The sequence below is a fragment of the Caulobacter sp. FV2ye17ST genome (assembly GCF_058680955.1).
This window is the reverse complement of the sequence record NZ_CM178727.1, coordinates 3,109,400-3,125,042: the sequence shown is the minus strand read 5'-3', so window position 1 is coordinate 3,125,042 and position 15,643 is coordinate 3,109,400. Positions and strand designations below refer to the sequence as shown.

The 15,643-nt window shown below is 63.6% G+C and carries 17 protein-coding genes and 1 pseudogene; 14 read left to right on the top strand and 4 right to left on the bottom strand.

What is annotated here, in order from left to right:
- Nucleotides 1-276: 276 nt before the first annotated feature.
- Entirely contained in the window at nucleotides 277-1,281 is a 1,005-nt protein-coding gene (locus ACW17V_RS14945) for an NAD-dependent epimerase/dehydratase family protein (RefSeq protein ID WP_419320589.1), read from the bottom strand.
- Nucleotides 1,282-1,900: 619 nt separating this feature from the next.
- The gene (locus ACW17V_RS14940; protein ID WP_419320590.1) at nucleotides 1,901-2,170 is read right to left on the bottom strand and encodes a mobilization protein; all 270 of its coding nucleotides are present in this window, start codon (nucleotides 2,168-2,170) and stop codon (nucleotides 1,901-1,903) included.
- Nucleotides 2,171-2,324: 154 nt separating this feature from the next.
- On the opposite strand from ACW17V_RS14940, the gene traA reads away from it, so the two are divergent.
- The 11 genes and pseudogenes from traA (at nucleotide 2,325) to ACW17V_RS14885 (ending at nucleotide 12,040) form a co-directional block, all read left to right on the top strand.
- Nucleotides 2,325-5,033, top strand: a complete 2,709-nt coding sequence (gene traA / locus ACW17V_RS14935; RefSeq protein ID WP_419320591.1) for a Ti-type conjugative transfer relaxase TraA — start codon at nucleotides 2,325-2,327, stop codon at nucleotides 5,031-5,033.
- 72 nt (nucleotides 5,034-5,105) lie between these two features.
- On the top strand, nucleotides 5,106-5,666 hold the full coding sequence (locus ACW17V_RS14930) for a hypothetical protein (protein WP_419320592.1): 561 nt from the start codon (nucleotides 5,106-5,108) through the stop codon (nucleotides 5,664-5,666).
- Nucleotides 5,667-5,680: 14 nt separating this feature from the next.
- The gene (locus ACW17V_RS14925; protein WP_419320593.1) at nucleotides 5,681-5,896 is read left to right on the top strand and encodes a hypothetical protein; all 216 of its coding nucleotides are present in this window, start codon (nucleotides 5,681-5,683) and stop codon (nucleotides 5,894-5,896) included.
- 172 nt (nucleotides 5,897-6,068) lie between these two features.
- On the top strand, nucleotides 6,069-6,641 hold the full coding sequence (locus tag ACW17V_RS14920; RefSeq protein WP_492105854.1) for a hypothetical protein: 573 nt from the start codon (nucleotides 6,069-6,071) through the stop codon (nucleotides 6,639-6,641).
- 37 nt (nucleotides 6,642-6,678) lie between these two features.
- Nucleotides 6,679-6,789, top strand: a pseudogene (locus ACW17V_RS14915) (hypothetical protein); the annotation flags it as partial.
- A gap of 71 nt (nucleotides 6,790-6,860) precedes the next feature.
- A complete protein-coding gene (locus ACW17V_RS14910) occupies nucleotides 6,861-7,940 on the top strand; it encodes a tyrosine-type recombinase/integrase (protein WP_419320595.1) in 1,080 nt (359 codons plus the stop codon).
- Between the two features lie 251 nt (nucleotides 7,941-8,191).
- Complete coding sequence (locus ACW17V_RS14905) at nucleotides 8,192-8,566, top strand: c-type cytochrome (protein ID WP_492105853.1); 375 nt, start codon at nucleotides 8,192-8,194, stop codon at nucleotides 8,564-8,566.
- A gap of 66 nt (nucleotides 8,567-8,632) precedes the next feature.
- Nucleotides 8,633-9,913 (top strand): Xaa-Pro dipeptidase, encoded by a 1,281-nt coding sequence (locus tag ACW17V_RS14900; protein WP_492105852.1) that lies wholly within the window; start codon nucleotides 8,633-8,635, stop codon nucleotides 9,911-9,913.
- 73 nt (nucleotides 9,914-9,986) lie between these two features.
- Nucleotides 9,987-11,015, top strand: a complete 1,029-nt coding sequence (locus ACW17V_RS14895) for a methionine ABC transporter ATP-binding protein (protein ID WP_492105851.1) — start codon at nucleotides 9,987-9,989, stop codon at nucleotides 11,013-11,015.
- Nucleotides 11,012-11,671, top strand: a complete 660-nt coding sequence (locus ACW17V_RS14890; RefSeq protein ID WP_492105850.1) for a methionine ABC transporter permease — start codon at nucleotides 11,012-11,014, stop codon at nucleotides 11,669-11,671. The genes ACW17V_RS14895 and ACW17V_RS14890 overlap by 4 nt, the downstream gene beginning before the upstream one ends.
- A gap of 9 nt (nucleotides 11,672-11,680) precedes the next feature.
- On the top strand, nucleotides 11,681-12,040 hold the full coding sequence (locus ACW17V_RS14885) for a hypothetical protein (RefSeq protein ID WP_492105849.1): 360 nt from the start codon (nucleotides 11,681-11,683) through the stop codon (nucleotides 12,038-12,040).
- Here the strand turns inward: ACW17V_RS14885 and ACW17V_RS14880 are convergent.
- Both ACW17V_RS14880 and ACW17V_RS14875 read right to left on the bottom strand, forming a co-directional pair.
- Nucleotides 12,037-12,285 carry a hypothetical protein gene (locus tag ACW17V_RS14880; protein ID WP_419255813.1) on the bottom strand — a complete coding sequence of 83 codons (249 nt, stop codon included), beginning with the start codon at nucleotides 12,283-12,285 and terminating at the stop codon, nucleotides 12,037-12,039. The genes ACW17V_RS14885 and ACW17V_RS14880 overlap by 4 nt on opposite strands.
- Nucleotides 12,286-12,340: 55 nt before the next feature.
- Nucleotides 12,341-12,742, bottom strand: coding sequence for a winged helix-turn-helix transcriptional regulator (locus ACW17V_RS14875; RefSeq protein ID WP_492105848.1), 402 nt, complete (start codon nucleotides 12,740-12,742; stop codon nucleotides 12,341-12,343).
- Between the two features lie 107 nt (nucleotides 12,743-12,849).
- Between ACW17V_RS14875 and ACW17V_RS14870 the strand changes: the two genes are divergently transcribed.
- The 3 genes from ACW17V_RS14870 to ACW17V_RS14860 all read left to right on the top strand — a co-directional run bounded on the left by ACW17V_RS14870 (nucleotide 12,850) and on the right by ACW17V_RS14860 (nucleotide 15,467).
- Entirely contained in the window at nucleotides 12,850-13,731 is an 882-nt protein-coding gene (locus tag ACW17V_RS14870) for an SDR family oxidoreductase (RefSeq protein WP_492105847.1), read from the top strand.
- Nucleotides 13,732-13,849: 118 nt separating this feature from the next.
- Nucleotides 13,850-14,674 (top strand): MetQ/NlpA family ABC transporter substrate-binding protein, encoded by an 825-nt coding sequence (locus tag ACW17V_RS14865; protein WP_492105846.1) that lies wholly within the window; start codon nucleotides 13,850-13,852, stop codon nucleotides 14,672-14,674.
- 100 nt (nucleotides 14,675-14,774) lie between these two features.
- The gene (locus ACW17V_RS14860) at nucleotides 14,775-15,467 is read left to right on the top strand and encodes a GntR family transcriptional regulator (protein ID WP_492108809.1); all 693 of its coding nucleotides are present in this window, start codon (nucleotides 14,775-14,777) and stop codon (nucleotides 15,465-15,467) included.
- Nucleotides 15,468-15,643: the final 176 nt, after the last annotated feature.

Sequence of the window (15,643 nt, the reverse complement as noted above, 5' to 3'; positions counted from 1 at the left end):
TATTCGCGCGACAAAATTTCGCCCTCTATTCAACATGACTCACCCAGAAACGTCATAGCTACAGCATTTTGTTCAGTAAATTATTTAGAAAATACCAATCATCGCAAATAGAATTGCAACTTCGGCATTTTCTGTAAACAATTATATTCATTTCACGGTCTATACGGTAGGTGCAAAATTGATGAGTTGTTTTTTAGAAATTTATAGATCTGACATTTTCAATGCTTGTGCTGCCTTGAGCGCTTATCCAGCCGCTCATTTCAACGTGCGATGCGCCTATATGAAGCTGTGGTTGGTCGCTTCAGCCCATCGTTCTAGGCCCTTATGTAAAGCGGTTTGGGATAGGAGGCCCCGACGTTCGGCCCAAGTGGGGTAGACATTTGTAGAACGCAATAGCTTGTTAACCCGGTCGGGGTGGATGCCAAGGCCGAAGCCTTTGAATGTGGCCAGCGTCTTAGCTGCGCTCATTACCAGCCCTTGAGGTACATCATAGAGCTTGGCTTTAGGGAAATATTGATCGCGCAGATTGGTGACGATTGTCTCAAGTGTCGGGCACTCAGGATATGCTCCATTCAGGAGCTCATAGGAACTGTCAGTGTTGCCTGCAAGTAGTGCAAGGTCTAGCAAGTCCTCGACATATATGCAGGATTTTATGGTGTCGCGGCGTCCGGGGAAGACGAAGAAGCCCTTCTTCAGCAGGGCTGCCATGCGCGCGAAGTTGCCGCCTTCGCCGGCGCCGAACACGACGGCGGGCCGGACCACGGTAAGCTTGCGACCTTCTCCGTTAGCGCGCCATGTTTCGTGTATCTTCTCCGCCATCAGCTTTGACTTGCCATAGGCCGAAACGGGGGCGGGGAGACTCGCTTCGGTCTTGCGCTCTTCAGAGGGGCCATAGACCGAGATTGAGCTGGTGAAGGTGATGTGGTTGACGCCGTCGCGCTCCGCCAACTTAGTGACCTCCAGAGCACCGTTGACGTTGGTGTCATAATATTCGTGATCGGGATGGCCGGGCGTCGTGTGCACGGCGGCGAGGTTGAAGATGCGGTCGATCTTAGGAAGGTCTAGCGCGGCCATGTCCCGCACGTCGCCCTTGACATATTTGACGCCGCTGATCACGACGCGAGGGGGCTTCAGGTCAAGGCAGACAAGCTCGGCACCGGCGTCCGCGAGGCGTCTCGCCAGATGGGTTCCGATGAACCCTGATGCGCCCGTGATGAGAATTCGTTGCCCAACCAGCGCGGTCGCTGCCGAGGCCTGATCGGCCGTCGAAGTCTTTGTCATGCTATCCCCGTTTCGAAAGTCGCCCACCATCGCTCCACGGCAGGCAGATAGTGCTTTTAGCTATCGCTCGGCGAGCCCAAAGCCGAGGGTCTAGCAAGGTTTTTGCCTGGTGCCCGCGCCATTGACCTTTCCGGCCGAGAAGGGGCGCTCGGGAATAGTCCGATGTTATGCGGGTGCTAGGTTCTTTGCACAGCCACCTCAAGGTTCACATGGCCAATGACCCGATCGCAGGCGTGGCGCTTTCCGCTTTGCCTATTCCTCGTACAGCGATTCCTCGACAGGCTTATCGCAAGCGTACGCATCAATACCGCGCACGTTATGATGACAAGCTTCTCGGCTTAGTTTGAATATGGCCATCGCAATCGCCGGTTAACAAACAACCCCTCCGAGGCGGCAAAGGTTGTCGTAATGCTGCGTTGCATAGGTGGGTCACAGGTCGAGATCCCATCTAGGGCACAACAACGGGCGCCGCTGTACGCCACCGCTGATAGCGAAGATCTCAAACGCCCGACCAGTTCTTGTGCGAGGCCCTGACCAAGGACCCGTCAACCTTAAAGATCAACCGCGCGAGCTCATTCCTGGACATCTGCCGAGCCGGTCGAGGCGGCTCTGTGCCGCTTTAGCCGTCACCGACATCCAGCCCCCACCCCTCGAACGCCTTAAGATCCTGCGGTCGGTTCACACGCGACATCAGCTGATCGAGCAGGGGGCGCCAGCGCGGATCCGACTGTGCTGCATCGACCAGCAGGCTCCCCAGGATGACCTTGCGCCGGGTGTCCAGTTTCCGCTCGCGCCCGTCACGCCGATTGGTGGTGAGGACGGCTCGAGCCTTTTTCTGAGCGGCCACACGCTCATGCCTTTCCAGTTTTTCGGCTTCGGTCTTGGCCATCCGGGACTCCTGATCTGACGATGAGGCAGCAGCCTATCGAGCGCGGGGATAACTGTTCCTGAAGCTAGATCGTTAACGGGCAACACCAAAATCTATTTTGAGTGCGCGCTTATACGTTGCTGACGCAACGTGGCTCGTGAGGTAAGGTTCAGAGGTGGCCCTCTATCACTTCAGCGTCAAGATCATCAGCCGTTCCACCGGTCGCAGCGCCGTGGCGGCGGCCGCCTATCGCGCGGCGTCGGCCCTGTACGATCTGCGCCTCGGCCGAACCCATAACTTCAGCAACAAGACCGGCGTAGTGCATTCCGAAATCTTGGCTCCGACCAGATCGCCGGCGCGCTGGAGTGACCGCGAGGCCCTTTGGAATGAGGTCGAAAAGTGCGAGGCGCGTGACGACGCGCAGCTGTCGCGGGAGGTGGAGTTTGCTCTCCCGCGCGAGCTTGATCAGGCGCAGGGCGTGGCCCTGGCAAGAGCATTCGTGCAGCGCGAGTTCGTCGATCGGGGCATGGTCGCCGATCTGAACGTGCACTGGGACTTTGACGAGCTAGGTCGGGCCAAACCCCATGCCCATGTCATGCTGAGCCTGCGGGAAGCTGGGGTCGAGGGGTTTGGGCTGAAGGTCCGCGAATGGAACGCCCGGGGGCTGCTGGAGACCTGGCGCGAGAGCTGGGCCAACCACGTCAATGAGCGCCTGGCTGAGCTCGATATTGATGCGCGCGTCGATCACCGGAGCCTGGAGGCGCAGGGGCTGGATCTTGAGCCCCAGGATAAGATCGGCGCCGCGGGCGCGCGCCGGGAAGCGCGAGGGGAGGCGGCCGACCAAGCGCGCGACCATCGCGAAATTGCCCGGCGCAATGGCGAGCGGCTGATCGCCGATCCGGATCTGGCGCTGGAGGCGATCACCCAGCAGCAGAGCACCTTCACCGAGCGGGATCTGCAGCGGCTTGCCCATCGTCAAAGTGATGACCGCGCTCAGTTCGAGAAGGTGGTGCGGGCGGTGAAGGCCGCGCCCAACCTGATCGCGCTGGGCAAGGATGGGGCAGGGCGCGAACGCTACACCAGCCGCGCGATGGTGGAGATCGAGCGCCGCCTTGAGCAGGACGCGGCGGGTCTGGCCGAGCTCAAGCGCTACCGGGTCTCGGCTCTGGCGTCCCTCAAGGCGCGTGAAGTCGCAGGCGTGACGATGAGTCAGACCCAGGAGGCGGCGTTTGCCCATGTCCTCGGGCCTGAGGCTTTGGCCCTGGTGGTGGGTTATGCCGGAGCGGGCAAGAGCACCATGCTGGGCGCGGCGCGGCGGGCCTGGACCGAGCAGGGCTACCGGGTGCGGGGCGCGGCCCTGTCGGGTATGTCGGCCGAGGGGCTGCAGAGCGGTTCGGGCATTGCCTCGCGGACGATCGCCAGTCTCGAACATGCCTGGGCGCAGGGCCGCGAGCGGCTGGTGTCTGGCGATGTGCTGGTCATTGATGAGGCGGGTCTGATCGGCTCGCGCCAGATGCAGCGAGTGTTGGCCGAGGCCAGCAAGGCCGGGGCCAAGGTCGTGCTGGTGGGTGACGCCGAGCAGCTGCAGGCCATCGAGGCCGGGGCGGCGTTCCGGGCCCTAACCGAGCGCCATGGCGCGGCGGAGATCACCCAGATCCAGCGTCAGCGGGAGGTCTGGCAGCAGGAGGCGACCAAGGCGCTGGCGACAGGACGCACGGTGGAGGCGCTTGAGGCTTATGAGGCGGCCGGGATGGTGCAGGGGCATGCGACGCGCGAAGCGGCGGGCCAGTCTCTGGTGGAGGGTTGGGCCCGGGAGCGGCTAGAGCCGTCCGCGCCCAGTCAGATCATGTTGGCCCACACCCGAGCCGATGTGGCGTGGCTCAATGAGTTGGCGCGGGAGGTGCTGACCAAGGCGGGCGCTCTGGGCGCGGGCGAGACCGTGGTCACCGATCGTGGTCTGCGGACATTCGCCCAGGGCGACCGGGTGATGTTCCTGCGCAATGAGCGCTCGCTGGGAGTGAAGAACGGCTCTCTGGCGACCCTGGTCTCGATCGCCAGCGACAGGGTGCTCGTGCGTCTGGACGAAGGGGGGCGTCGTCTGGAGGTCGACCTGAAGGCCTACAACCATCTCGACCACGGCTATGCGGTGACCCTGCACAAGAGCCAGGGCATGACCGTTGATCGGGCGCACTTGCTGGCGACCGACGGCCTGGATCGTCATGCCGCCTATGTGGGGCTGAGCCGGCATCGCCAGGCGGTGACGATGCACTATGGCGCCGACGACTTCCGCAGCCGCGATGAGCTGGTGCGAACGCTGGGCCGCGATCGCTCCAAGGACACCACGCTGGACTATGCCGCGGCGTTCGCCGAGCGGCGCTGGCTGCCGGCCGAGCCGATCCGCATCGTCAAGGAGGTCGTCTCATCCATTTGGGAGCTCTGGCAACGCGCGGGGCAGTTGCGCGAAGCGATCGACCAGGGGCGGGTGGTTGACCAGCGCCCGCCGCTCCCCCAAGCGCCAGATCGAGCTGCCCGTACTGATGACGTCACCGACGAAGCGCGTCGTGAAGTCCAGGAAAGGCGCGCTGCGATCGGGGCCGAGCTGCAGCTGAAGAAGCGGACCGACGACTTTGTCGTCGAGTGGTCACGCCTCAGCAAAGAGCATGCGGTGCTCTCGGAGAAAATCGACGAGCGGCCGATGATGGCTGTCGAGGTGGTGATCAATAAATTGATCAAGGATCTGGAGAGCGATCCATCCTTGCTGGCTGCTTTGGCCGCGCGTCGCCCCGAGCTTGGCTTGCGTGAGGCCGGAGGGTCGCCACGCGTGCTGGGCATGGAGCTGAAGCGGGTAATCGAGAACCAGCGGGACAACGGCCTCAGCATGTGACCGAGGCGCCGCAGGGAAAGGAGAAGGTGAGGGAGGGGGAGAGCGCAATCGCGCTTTTGAAAGGACCCCCCGATGGAAGTTTTCCCTACACTCTGGCCCGCTCCCGACGCCGACTGGCGCCTGTCCGGTGAGCTGATCGCCATCATCCAGCAGACGGTCACCGAGCCCCTGCCGGGCGATATCTCGAAGCTGCAGCGCCACAACCTCGTCCAGAAGCGGGTGGCGCACCTGGGAACCCGTCTGGGCTACGACGCCAGGATCGAGGTTGGCGCGGGTTACATCGCTCGCAACGGCGAGGGCCTGTTCGACGTCGTCTGGAGCCACCCGCAGGACCAGCGCAGCATCGCCATGGAGATTGACAGTTCATGGCGGCAAAGGTCGCTGGTGAAGCTGGGCCGCGCCCCGGCGGGCCACAGGCGGCTCTGGATCTACTATGGTAGCCGGGCGATGCCGGAGGCTCCGTCAGAGCCTGGTCTGCGCAGGATCAACATCCTGCAGATCGCCCCTGAGCTGCTGGGGGTTCGGCATCAGAAGCGGCGTGTCAAAGTCGAAGCCTCGTACTGGCCGGGGTCTCTGTATCCCGCGCAGGCGGTTCAAAGGTCGCGGTCTGGCTGGGCGGCGGCCGCGCTGTGAGGGAGAAGCGAGAGATGACCGACAAGCATTCCGACCTAACAGCGACGGAGGGCCAGAGGGCCCCAGGCGATATGATCGACACCACCTTTGATCGCCTCAGCGCACAGCTTGAGGCCTCCTATGACCGTGTTGGCGCACAATTTGAACGCGCGATGCGGCGCTTGATCTGGAGCTCTGCGTTGCTAACAGCCTTGGGTATGCTGATCTTTGTACTGGTGAATGTGCCCTGAGCGCATGTAGCCATTCATATTATCACGCAGCGACAGCCGTGGACTCCATCCTTGCGCTCTAGGTGGGGCTGACACTCCGTCTGAATTCGCATCACCCGTTCAACCTCTGCGGATGAACAACGTCTTCCAGCGGACGCTTGACCTAGATGTTCATGCGTGAGACATCTCACGCATGAACATCTCCCGTCAGATGGCCGAAGCAGGCATCACATGGAAAATCCACTCGTTCAGCGCCGCTGAAGCTGAGGCGATCACCGGTGTGAGTCAGATTGTTCAGCGGGACTGGCGTCGCCGAAAGATCATCGGCGGCGAGGCGGTCAATGGAAGGGTGCGATACGCGCCGATCGAACTGGCGGCGATCATTCTATTGAAGGCATTTAGCGATGCCGGTCTTCCATTGTCGATGGATGCGAAAACATGGTTCTTCGCGGTCCAATCAATAGATGCTTTCGCAGCGGAAGGTGGCGGGGCGGTAATATCTAGAAATGTTAATAGTGTTATGGAGGATTATATATATTCTATTTTCCGCTTCGAGCAGAGGGCTAGTTTTATGATTTTCTATAGGCCTGGGTTTGATGGGGAAGAATGTTCCGTTTTATTCAATGATATGGATAAATTTGAAATGAATGACATATATTTGCATGGTGGATTTTCGACGTCATTTTCTATTATTGGTTTGGCTTCCCTCGGGATGCGAATAGCGAATTCTCGATACAAATTATATTCAGCATCTCAAAAGTTTTAGATTAATTATAGAATTTGATGAGCAAAATTGAAATGGAATGGTTGAAAATCTGATGGCCTCTGATCTTAGATTCATGACATTTTCCGAGGTTTGCATAGCTCTTCAGCTTAGCGAAAAGACAGTCATGAATTTGATTAGGTCAGGTCAATTGTCAGCGTTCAAAGCTGGCCATCAATGGCGCATTCGTTCTGATGATTTCGAAAAATTCGGGAGGTATGATTGTCCCTCTACAAACGCGGCGATGTCTGGCACTACAGCTTCACGCTCAAGGGTGAGCGCTATCGCGGCTCGACCCATTGCCGACTCAAAGGTGATGCGAAGCTCGTTGAAGGGCGCGTGCGACGGCAGGCTGAGCTGGGAGGTGCACAGAGCCAGGAAGAAGACTGGACTCTAGGCGCCGTCTCGGACCTGTTCTTTGCCGCGCGCGGCGCCGACAAGAAATCAGCTGATGACATCGCCGCGAGGCTAGCGACGACGGTGCGCCTTATCGGTCGCAAGACGCTTGTCAGCGAGATCGGGCCGAAGGTCATTCAGGCGGCCATTCAAGCTCGCAGGATGGAGACGTCCAGGCGCGGCGGGCCACTCTCTAATTCGACGGTCAATCGCGATCTGATCGATCAGACGCTTCGACCGATGCTGCGGTTCGCCGCCCACAATCTGGAAATCCCGATCCGGCCGATCGTATGGCGCGAACTGCGGCTTCCCGAACCCAAGGGAAGAACGCGTACGTTTACGACGCAGGAGCTGGCGTCGTGGCGTGCGAACCTGCCGGTCTGGCATCGCCCGGTCTTCGATTTCTTCGTGCGCTATGGCGTTCGCCTGGGCGAGGCATTCTTCCGATGCGACGCCGTCAATCTGGAACGGGGCGAGGTGGTTCTTCGCGCCCGCAAGGCCGGCGACGACCATGTGTTGCCGCTCTTGCCCGAGGATGTCTCCGACTTGGCAGCGAGGATCGGTCGGGCTCGTGCGGCCGACGTCGGCACGCCGTGGCTTCGCGAGATGAAGGACGGAAGCCTGCGACCGATCACCTACGGCGGCTTTGCCTGGGCCTCGCGCAAGGCGCTCGACAGGGCGGGCATTGCAGACGCCCGACCGGCTCATGACCTGCGCCACCACGCCGCCACGGAGATCACCCGACGCGGCGGTTTGAAGGCCGCGCAGGACCTTTTGGGGCACGCTACGATCGTCTCGACAATGCGCTACGCCCACCCCGATCGGGATGACCTACTTGCCGCTCTCGGTCACAAAATTGGCCACAGTTCCGAATTTTCGAGAAAAAAGATCAAGGAAAACAAATGACTATTGTTCTTCTCCAACGGATTTTAAGTCCGGCGCGTCTACCATTCCGCCATGTCCCCGGGTAGCGGGGCGGCCTGACGCGGCTGGGGTTTCCCCGTCGAGAGCGCAGGGCGCTGCTGTTGTTGAAAAAAACGGGCCCTGAAGGCGGTTCGGGTTGAGTGCGGGCGTGCTAGCCTTGCCTTGACCAGGATCAAAGCCTGCCAGTCGTCATTCCGAATAGTGGCTGACGCGTCCTCTACCCGGAGACTGCCGTGCGCCGCTTGTTGATCGTGAGTTTCCTCCTTATCGCTGGCTGCGCAGGCCCCGGTTCGCCCAAGCCAACGCCAGCCTCGGCCGCAGCGATCCCGGTCACGGCCGCGGACCCGGTGGCGCGCGGAAAGCAGCTGGTCGAGATGCGATGCGCGGCCTGTCACGCCGTTGGCCCTTCGGGCGAGAGCAGCCTTTCGCCGGCCCCGCCGTTTCGAACCCTCAGCCAGCGCTATCCGGTCGCCAATCTGCAGGAAGCCTTCGCCGAGGGGATTTCAACCGGTCATCCCAAGATGCCGCAGATCGTTCTGGAGGCCGGACAGGTGCAGGATCTGATCGCTTACCTAGAAAGCATCCAGACGCCGCGAGGCGGCCGCTGATCCACGCTCGACGCCCCGCGATCTCATGCTAGCGTCGCCGCTCTGAATCAGGGACGGGGACGGAACATGCGGGTTGGGATCAAGGGTCTGGCGTTTGTCGCGGCGTTGTGTGCGGCGGGCTCGGCCCAGGCGGCGCAGATCGAGGCGGTCAGCGCGGCGCGGCTGCTGGACGTGGCCTCGGGCAAGTATGTCGACAATCCGATGGTCATCGTCACCGACGGCCGCATCACGGCCGTCGGCAAAAAGGGCGAGGTCACGGTGCCCGCCGGCGCCAAGACGATCGATCTGCCCGGCGCGACGCTGCTGCCGGGCCTGATCGACATGCACGTCCACATCGACAGCCTGGCCGAGGTGGGCGGCTATAACAGCCTGCAATACAGCGACGCCTTCTGGAGCGTGGTCCAGACCGCCAACGCCAAGGCCACCATCGAGGCCGGGTTCACCACCATCCGCAATCTTGGGGCCGACCGCTTCAACGATGTCGGCCTGCGCGAGGCCATCGAGGCGGGCTATGTGCCTGGCCCGCGCATCGTCACCGCCGGCTATTCGATCGGCGCGACGGGCGGACACTGCGACTCCACCTACTTCCCGGCCTCGATGGCCCAGAAGGGGCCCTATGTGGCCGACGGTCCCGAGGAGGGCCGCAAGAAGGTGCGCGAGGTGCGCAAGTACGGGGCCCAGGTGATCAAGATCTGCGCGACCGGGGGGGTCTTCTCGCGCAACACCGAGCCGGGCCAGCAGCAGCTGTCCCTGGCCGAGATGACCGCGATCGTCGAAGAGGCCCACATGTGGGGCCTGAAGGTCGCCGCCCACGCTCACGGCGCGGCGGGCATCAAGGACGCCATCCGCGCGGGCGTCGACACCATCGAGCATGTCAGCCTGGTGGATGACGAGGGCATCAAGCTGGCCGTCCAGAAGGGCGCCTGGTTCTCGATGGACATCTACAACACCGACTACACCCAGGCCGAAGGCAAGAAGAACGGCGTGCTGGAAGACAACCTGCGCAAGGACCGCGAGATCGGCGACGTGCAGCGGGAGAACTTCCGCAAGGCGATCAAGGCTGGCGTGAAGATGGTGCTGGGCACCGACGCCGGCATCTATCCGCACGGGCAGAACGCCAAGCAGTTCGCCGTTATGGTGCGCTATGGCGCCACCCCGCTGCAGGCCATCCAGGCCGCGACGGTCAATGCCGCCCAGGCGCTGGGCCAGGAGAAGGACGTGGGCCAGGTGGCGGTGGGTCGCTATGGCGACATGATCGCCGTCAGCGGCGATCCTCTGGCCGATGTGACCACTCTGGAAAAGCCGGTCTTCGTGATGAAGGGCGGGGCGGTGGTGCGCCAGCCCTGAGACACCTCTGGGAAAACGGCGTCAGGATCGCTAGTTACGGGCCAACGCTCCGCCATGGAGCCGCCAGCCCGGGATGCCTGACGCCGTGATCGCCTTCGAGGCCGCTTCCAAGACCTATGCCCCCAAGGCAAATGCAAAGGGTGGCGGCCACGCCGCCCTGAGCGAGGTGTCCCTGTCGGTTCAGGCCGGCGAGGTGTTCGGCGTGATCGGGGCTTCGGGTGCCGGCAAGTCCACCCTGATCCGGCTGATCAACGGCCTGGAAAAGCCGACCGGCGGCCGCGTCGTGGTGGATGGCGACGATGTCGCCGCTCTGGGCGTCGAGGGCCTGCGCGCCCTGCGTCGCCGGGTGGGGATGATCTTTCAGCACTTCAACCTGCTGTCGTCCAAGTCCGTGGCCGACAATGTCGCCTTCCCGCTGAAGCTGGCCGGGCGTCCCGCCGCCGAGGTCAAGGCGCGCACCGCCGAGCTGCTGGCGCGGGTCGGCCTTTCCGATCACGCCGCCAAGTATCCGGCCCAGCTGTCGGGCGGCCAGAAGCAGCGGGTCGGCATCGCCCGGGCCCTGGCGACCGGCCCCAAGATCCTGCTGTGTGACGAGGCCACCAGCGCGCTGGATCCCGAGACCACCGAGCAGATCCTCGACCTGGTCTCCAACCTCAATCGCGAGCTGGGCCTGACCATCGTGCTGATCACCCACGAGATGGATGTGGTCCGCCGCGTCTGCGACCGTGTGGCGGTGCTGGAGGCCGGCCGTGTGGTCGAGACTGGCCCGGTCGAGGACGTCTTCCTGCATCCCGCCAGCGCCACGACCCGCCGCTTCGTGCGCGAGGCGGACGGCGAGCCCGCCGCCGACGCGGCTCTGACCGGTCGCGTGGTGCGTCTGACCTTCAAGGGCGAGGCTACCTACAAGCCGGTGCTGGGCGAAGTGGCCCGCGCCACGGGCGTCGACTATTCAATCCTGGGCGGCCGCATCCATCGCCTGCGCGAGACCCCCTATGGCCAGCTGACCCTGGCCCTGACCGGCGGCGACGTCGGCGCGGCGATCGCCCGGTTCCAGGCCGAGGGCGTGCGCGTGGATGAGCTTTCCGGGGAGACCGCGCGATGAGCGTCTCGAACATAGACTGGAACGAGATCGGCCAGGCGACCCTCGACACCCTGACCATGCTGGGCGGCTCGATGGTCCTGACCGTCATCCTGGGGCTGCCGCTGGGCGTAATCCTGTTCCTGACTGGCAAGGGCCAGATGCTGGAGAACCGCGTGGCCAACGGCCTGCTGTCGCTGATGGTCAATATCCTGCGCTCAGTGCCGTTCGTGATCCTGCTGATCGTGATGATCCCGCTGACCGTGGCCCTGGTCGGCACCTCGCTGGGCGTGCAGGGCGCGATCCCGCCGCTGGTGGCTGGCGCCGCGCCCTTCTTCGCGCGGCTGGTCGAGACGGCTCTGCGCGAGGTCGACAAGGGCGTGATCGAGGCCAGCTTCGCCATGGGCGCCCAGCGTCGGCAGGTGGTGCTGGGGGCTCTGCTGCCCGAGGCCATGCCGGGGATCATCGCCGCCGCGACGGTGACGGCCATCGCCCTGGTGTCCTACACCGCCATGGCCGGCGTGGTCGGGGCAGGGGGCTTGGGCGACCTGGCGATCCGCTTCGGCTATCAGCGTTTCCAGACCGATGTGATGGTGGTCACCGTGGTGCTGCTGCTGATCCTGGTTCAGGCGCTGCAGATGGTCGGCGACACGGTGGTGCGCCGGGTTTCACACCGCTAGAAGACGGCCATGACCGACAACGACATCCCCATCCTGTCCGAGCCGCCCCCAGAGCACTGGGACGAGGCCTTCGCGAAGGCCCTGATCGGCAAGACCCTGCTGGTCGGCCTGACCTTTCTCGACGACGAGGGCGAGGTCACCGAAAGACAGCAGTTCTTCGGCGTGGTCATCGAGGCCGACGACCATGATGGCATCCTGCTCGACCTGCTGGGCGAACACGACGGCGACACCTATGCCCTGCCGCCCCAGACATCCAATATCCTGGCCGCTGAACCGGGTGTGATGAGTCTTGAAGGCGATACGCCAGACTTCGTGGTCAACTGGGCGATCCACGGATCACCCGATGAGCCGGCCAACGACGAAGGCTAGGCCTGATCAAAGGGAAACGGCAGCCGGCCGGCCTTGAACAGGATCTCGGGGTTCTCGTCATAGTCGCCCAGCTCGACATCGGCCGAGGCGGCGAAGGCCACCACGCCCTCGCGCAGCGGCGCCAGGCGCTCGGCCTTGCGGCGGGCCTCGGCGGCGTCCTTGCAGCCGATCTGCTGCTCGGCTTTCAGCCCCTTGCCGCGCCCGGCGATGTAGGCTTGCACGATGTAGACGGTTTCCTTGGCCATCCCCCCTCAGGCGACCTGTTCGGGGCGTGGGTCAAGCGCGCTTAGGCGGAGACCCCTAAGCGGTGACCGGGCCGTCATAGGCCGCGCGCGCCTGGCGGATCGCCGGATGATGCGCCTCGGCCCAGCCGATCAGGGCCGCCAGTGGCTCCAGCAGGCTCTCGCCCATGTCCGACAAACGGTACTCGACGCTGGGCGGCTGGGTCGGGAACACCTGGCGGGTGATCAGGCCGTCGCGCTGCAGATCGCGCAGGGTCTGGGTCAGCATCCTCTGGCTGATATCGGGCACGGCGCGCCTGATCGCGTTGAAGCGTTGCGGACCGTCCGCCAGGACGATGATCAGAAGGGTGCTCCACTTGTCGCCCAGGTGGTCGATGACGTCGCGGATCGGGCAGGCGCCGGCCGGGATGGCCTGGCCTTGCCACTGCTTCAGGCGTTCGATCAGCTGTTGAGCGCTCATCAGGCGGTTCCCTTTTGCATACCTGGTCCCGCAAAACTGCCTCCTTCACGGGACTGAGGCGCTTTCATATGTAGTGCAGGTCTCATTTCGAGACCAGGATTTTCAAGATGAGCTTTTCCTCCCCCAAGCTTCTCGTGACCGGCGCCGGCGGCCAACTGGGCCGTCGCGTGGTCGAACTGCTGCTGCAGGCCGGCGCCGATGTGGTGGCCGCGTCGCGCGATCCGTCCAAGCTGGCCGATCTGGTCGAGCGGGGCGCCGAGGCGCGCCGGGCCGACTTTGATGACGCCGCCTCGCTGGCCTCGGCCTTCGCCGGCGTCGACCGACTGCTGCTGATCAGCACCGACGCGCTGGGTCAGCCGGGCCAGCGCATCGGCCAGCACCGCGCTGCCGTGGCCGCCGCCGTGGCGGCCGGCGTCAAGCACATCGTCTACACCTCGGCCCCGGCTCCGACCCCCAAGGCGGGCGGCGGCGTCATGGACGACCATTTCTGGACCGAGCAGGCGATCATCGCCTCGGGTCTCGACTGGACCCTGCTACGCCACAACCTCTATGCCGAGGTGATCCTGATGGGCGCGGCGCAGGCCGTGGCCAGCGGACAGCTGTTCACCGCCACGGGCGGCCTTGGTCGCTCCTACGTCACCCGCGAAGACTGCGCCCGCACCGACGCCGCGGCCCTGCTGCACGCGAAGGGGCGCCAGATCCTGGACGTGACCGGGCCTGAAGCCATCACTCAGGACCAGCTTGCCGCGCTCCTGTCCGAAGTCTCCGGGCGTCCCGTCGCCCATATCGGCCTTGCCGCCGAGCAACTGCGCGGTGGTTTGACCGGCGCGGGTCTGCCCGACTTTGTGGCCGACATGCTGATCGACTTCGATGTCGCCGCCGCTCAGGGCTATCATGCGGTGCTCACGCCGACCGTCGAGGCGCTGACCGGGCGCAAGCCTGGGACGGTGCGCGACTTCCTGCTGGCCAACAAGGCAGCGCTGGGCTGACGGGAGCGTCAGGTGGGGGAGGGGCAAGACTCTCCCACCCCGATCAGGAAATCTGATTTCATAAGGCGGTCGAAACGGGGCAAAACCCAACTCGATTTATCGTCTTGTGGAGCCGTTCATGGTCGCCCGTCGTGCTTTTGTCGCCCTCAGCCTCGCCGCTTCCGTGCTGAGCCTTGGGGCTCTCGCCGCCTGCGGCCAGAAGCCCGCCGCTTCCTCAAGCGCTTCCGACACCCTGACCGTCGCCGCCACGGCCATCCCGCACGCCGAGGTGCTCGAGTTCATCAAGCCCAAGCTCGCCGAGCAGGGCCTGAAGATCGACATCAAGGTCTTCAACGACTACGTCCAGCCCAACACCCAGGTGGCCGAGAAGCGGATCGACGTCAGCTATTTCGAGACGCTGCCGTACCTGGAGACCTTCAACAAGGACAAGGGCACCAACCTGATCGCCATCAAGGGCGTGCATATCGAGCCGATCGGCGCCTATTCGGCCAGGTACAAGTCGATCGCCGAGCTGCCGCAGGGCGCCACCGTGGCCATTCCCAATGACGCCAGCACCGAGGGCCGCGCTTTGCTGCTGCTGTCGCGCAACAACGTCATCACCCTCAAGGACCCGGCCAATCCCCTGTCGAGCCTGAAGGACATCGCCGCCAACCCCAAGGGCCTGAAATTCAAGGAACTGGAAGGCGCGACCCTGCCGCGCGTGCTCAACCAGGTGGATCTGGCGATCATCAACACCAACTACGCCCTCGACGCCAAGCTGAACCCGTCCAAGGACGCCCTGCTGATCGAGGACAGCAAAAGCCCCTATGTGAACTATCTGGTCGGCCGTCCCGACAACAAGGACGATCCCCGTGTGGCCAAGCTGGCGGCGGCGCTGACCACGCCGGAAGTCGCTGCGTTCATGGCCCAGAAGTATGCGGGCGCGGTGGTTCCGGCGTTCTAGGGCTCTAGGCGCAGCTGAAATTTCACCTTACCTATCAGAGATCAACCTCTGACGGAGTCACGCCGTGTCACCCCTTCCAGTCCAGGACGCCCGGTCGCGGATGCTGGTGCTCGACGTCTGTTCGTCGTCGGGCCTGGAGGACTGGTCGCCGGATCTGCAGAAGGCCAAGGTCTATGAGCGGATCCTGCTGGACCTGATCCTGGGCGAACTGGCCCCCGGCGCGCGGCTGGACGAGCAGTCGCTGGCGGCGCGGTACGAGGCGGGCCTGGCCGGGGTTCGCGACGCCCTGGGCCGTCTCGCCCTGGAAGGTCTGGTCATTCGCCGCGCCCGCTCGGGCACTCTGGTCGCGCCGCTGGATCTGGTGGAACTGCGCCAGGGCTACGAGGCCCGCGCCCTGATCGAACCGCACTGCGCGGGCTTGGCTGCCCGGCACGCCAGCAAGGCCGAGGCCCAGGCGATCTTCGACGCCTTCGAAGGCGGCGAAGAGGCAGCGCGCAACCGCGACTTGCCGTTGCTGGTGGCCATGGATCAGCGCTTCCATGCCGCTGTGGCCCGCGCCAGCCAGAACCTGTCCCTGGCCCGCATCCTGATTCCCCTGCAGCACAAGGCTGCCCGGTTCTGGGTGTTCTCGTTCAACGGCGCGACCGAGGACGAGCTGTTGGCCGACATCGAACAGCACCGCGACGTCGCCCGGGTGATCGCCAGCAGGGATGTCGAGGGCGCGCGGGCGGCGATGATGCGCGTGCTGAACGTCACGCCCGAGGCGGTGCAACGCCCGTCGGTCGAGGCCTGATCCGCCGCATTGATCCAGAACAAGCCTGGGGTCGAATAGTGAGACTTTAGCGCAACACTACCATCATAATATCAACTGAAATGTCAGAAGGCATTTTGACCAACGTTGCGTCAGTCACCAGATGGTGAGTGTCGCCGCCTGGTTCATCCTCCCGCCGGGCGAGGTTGGGGTTTTCT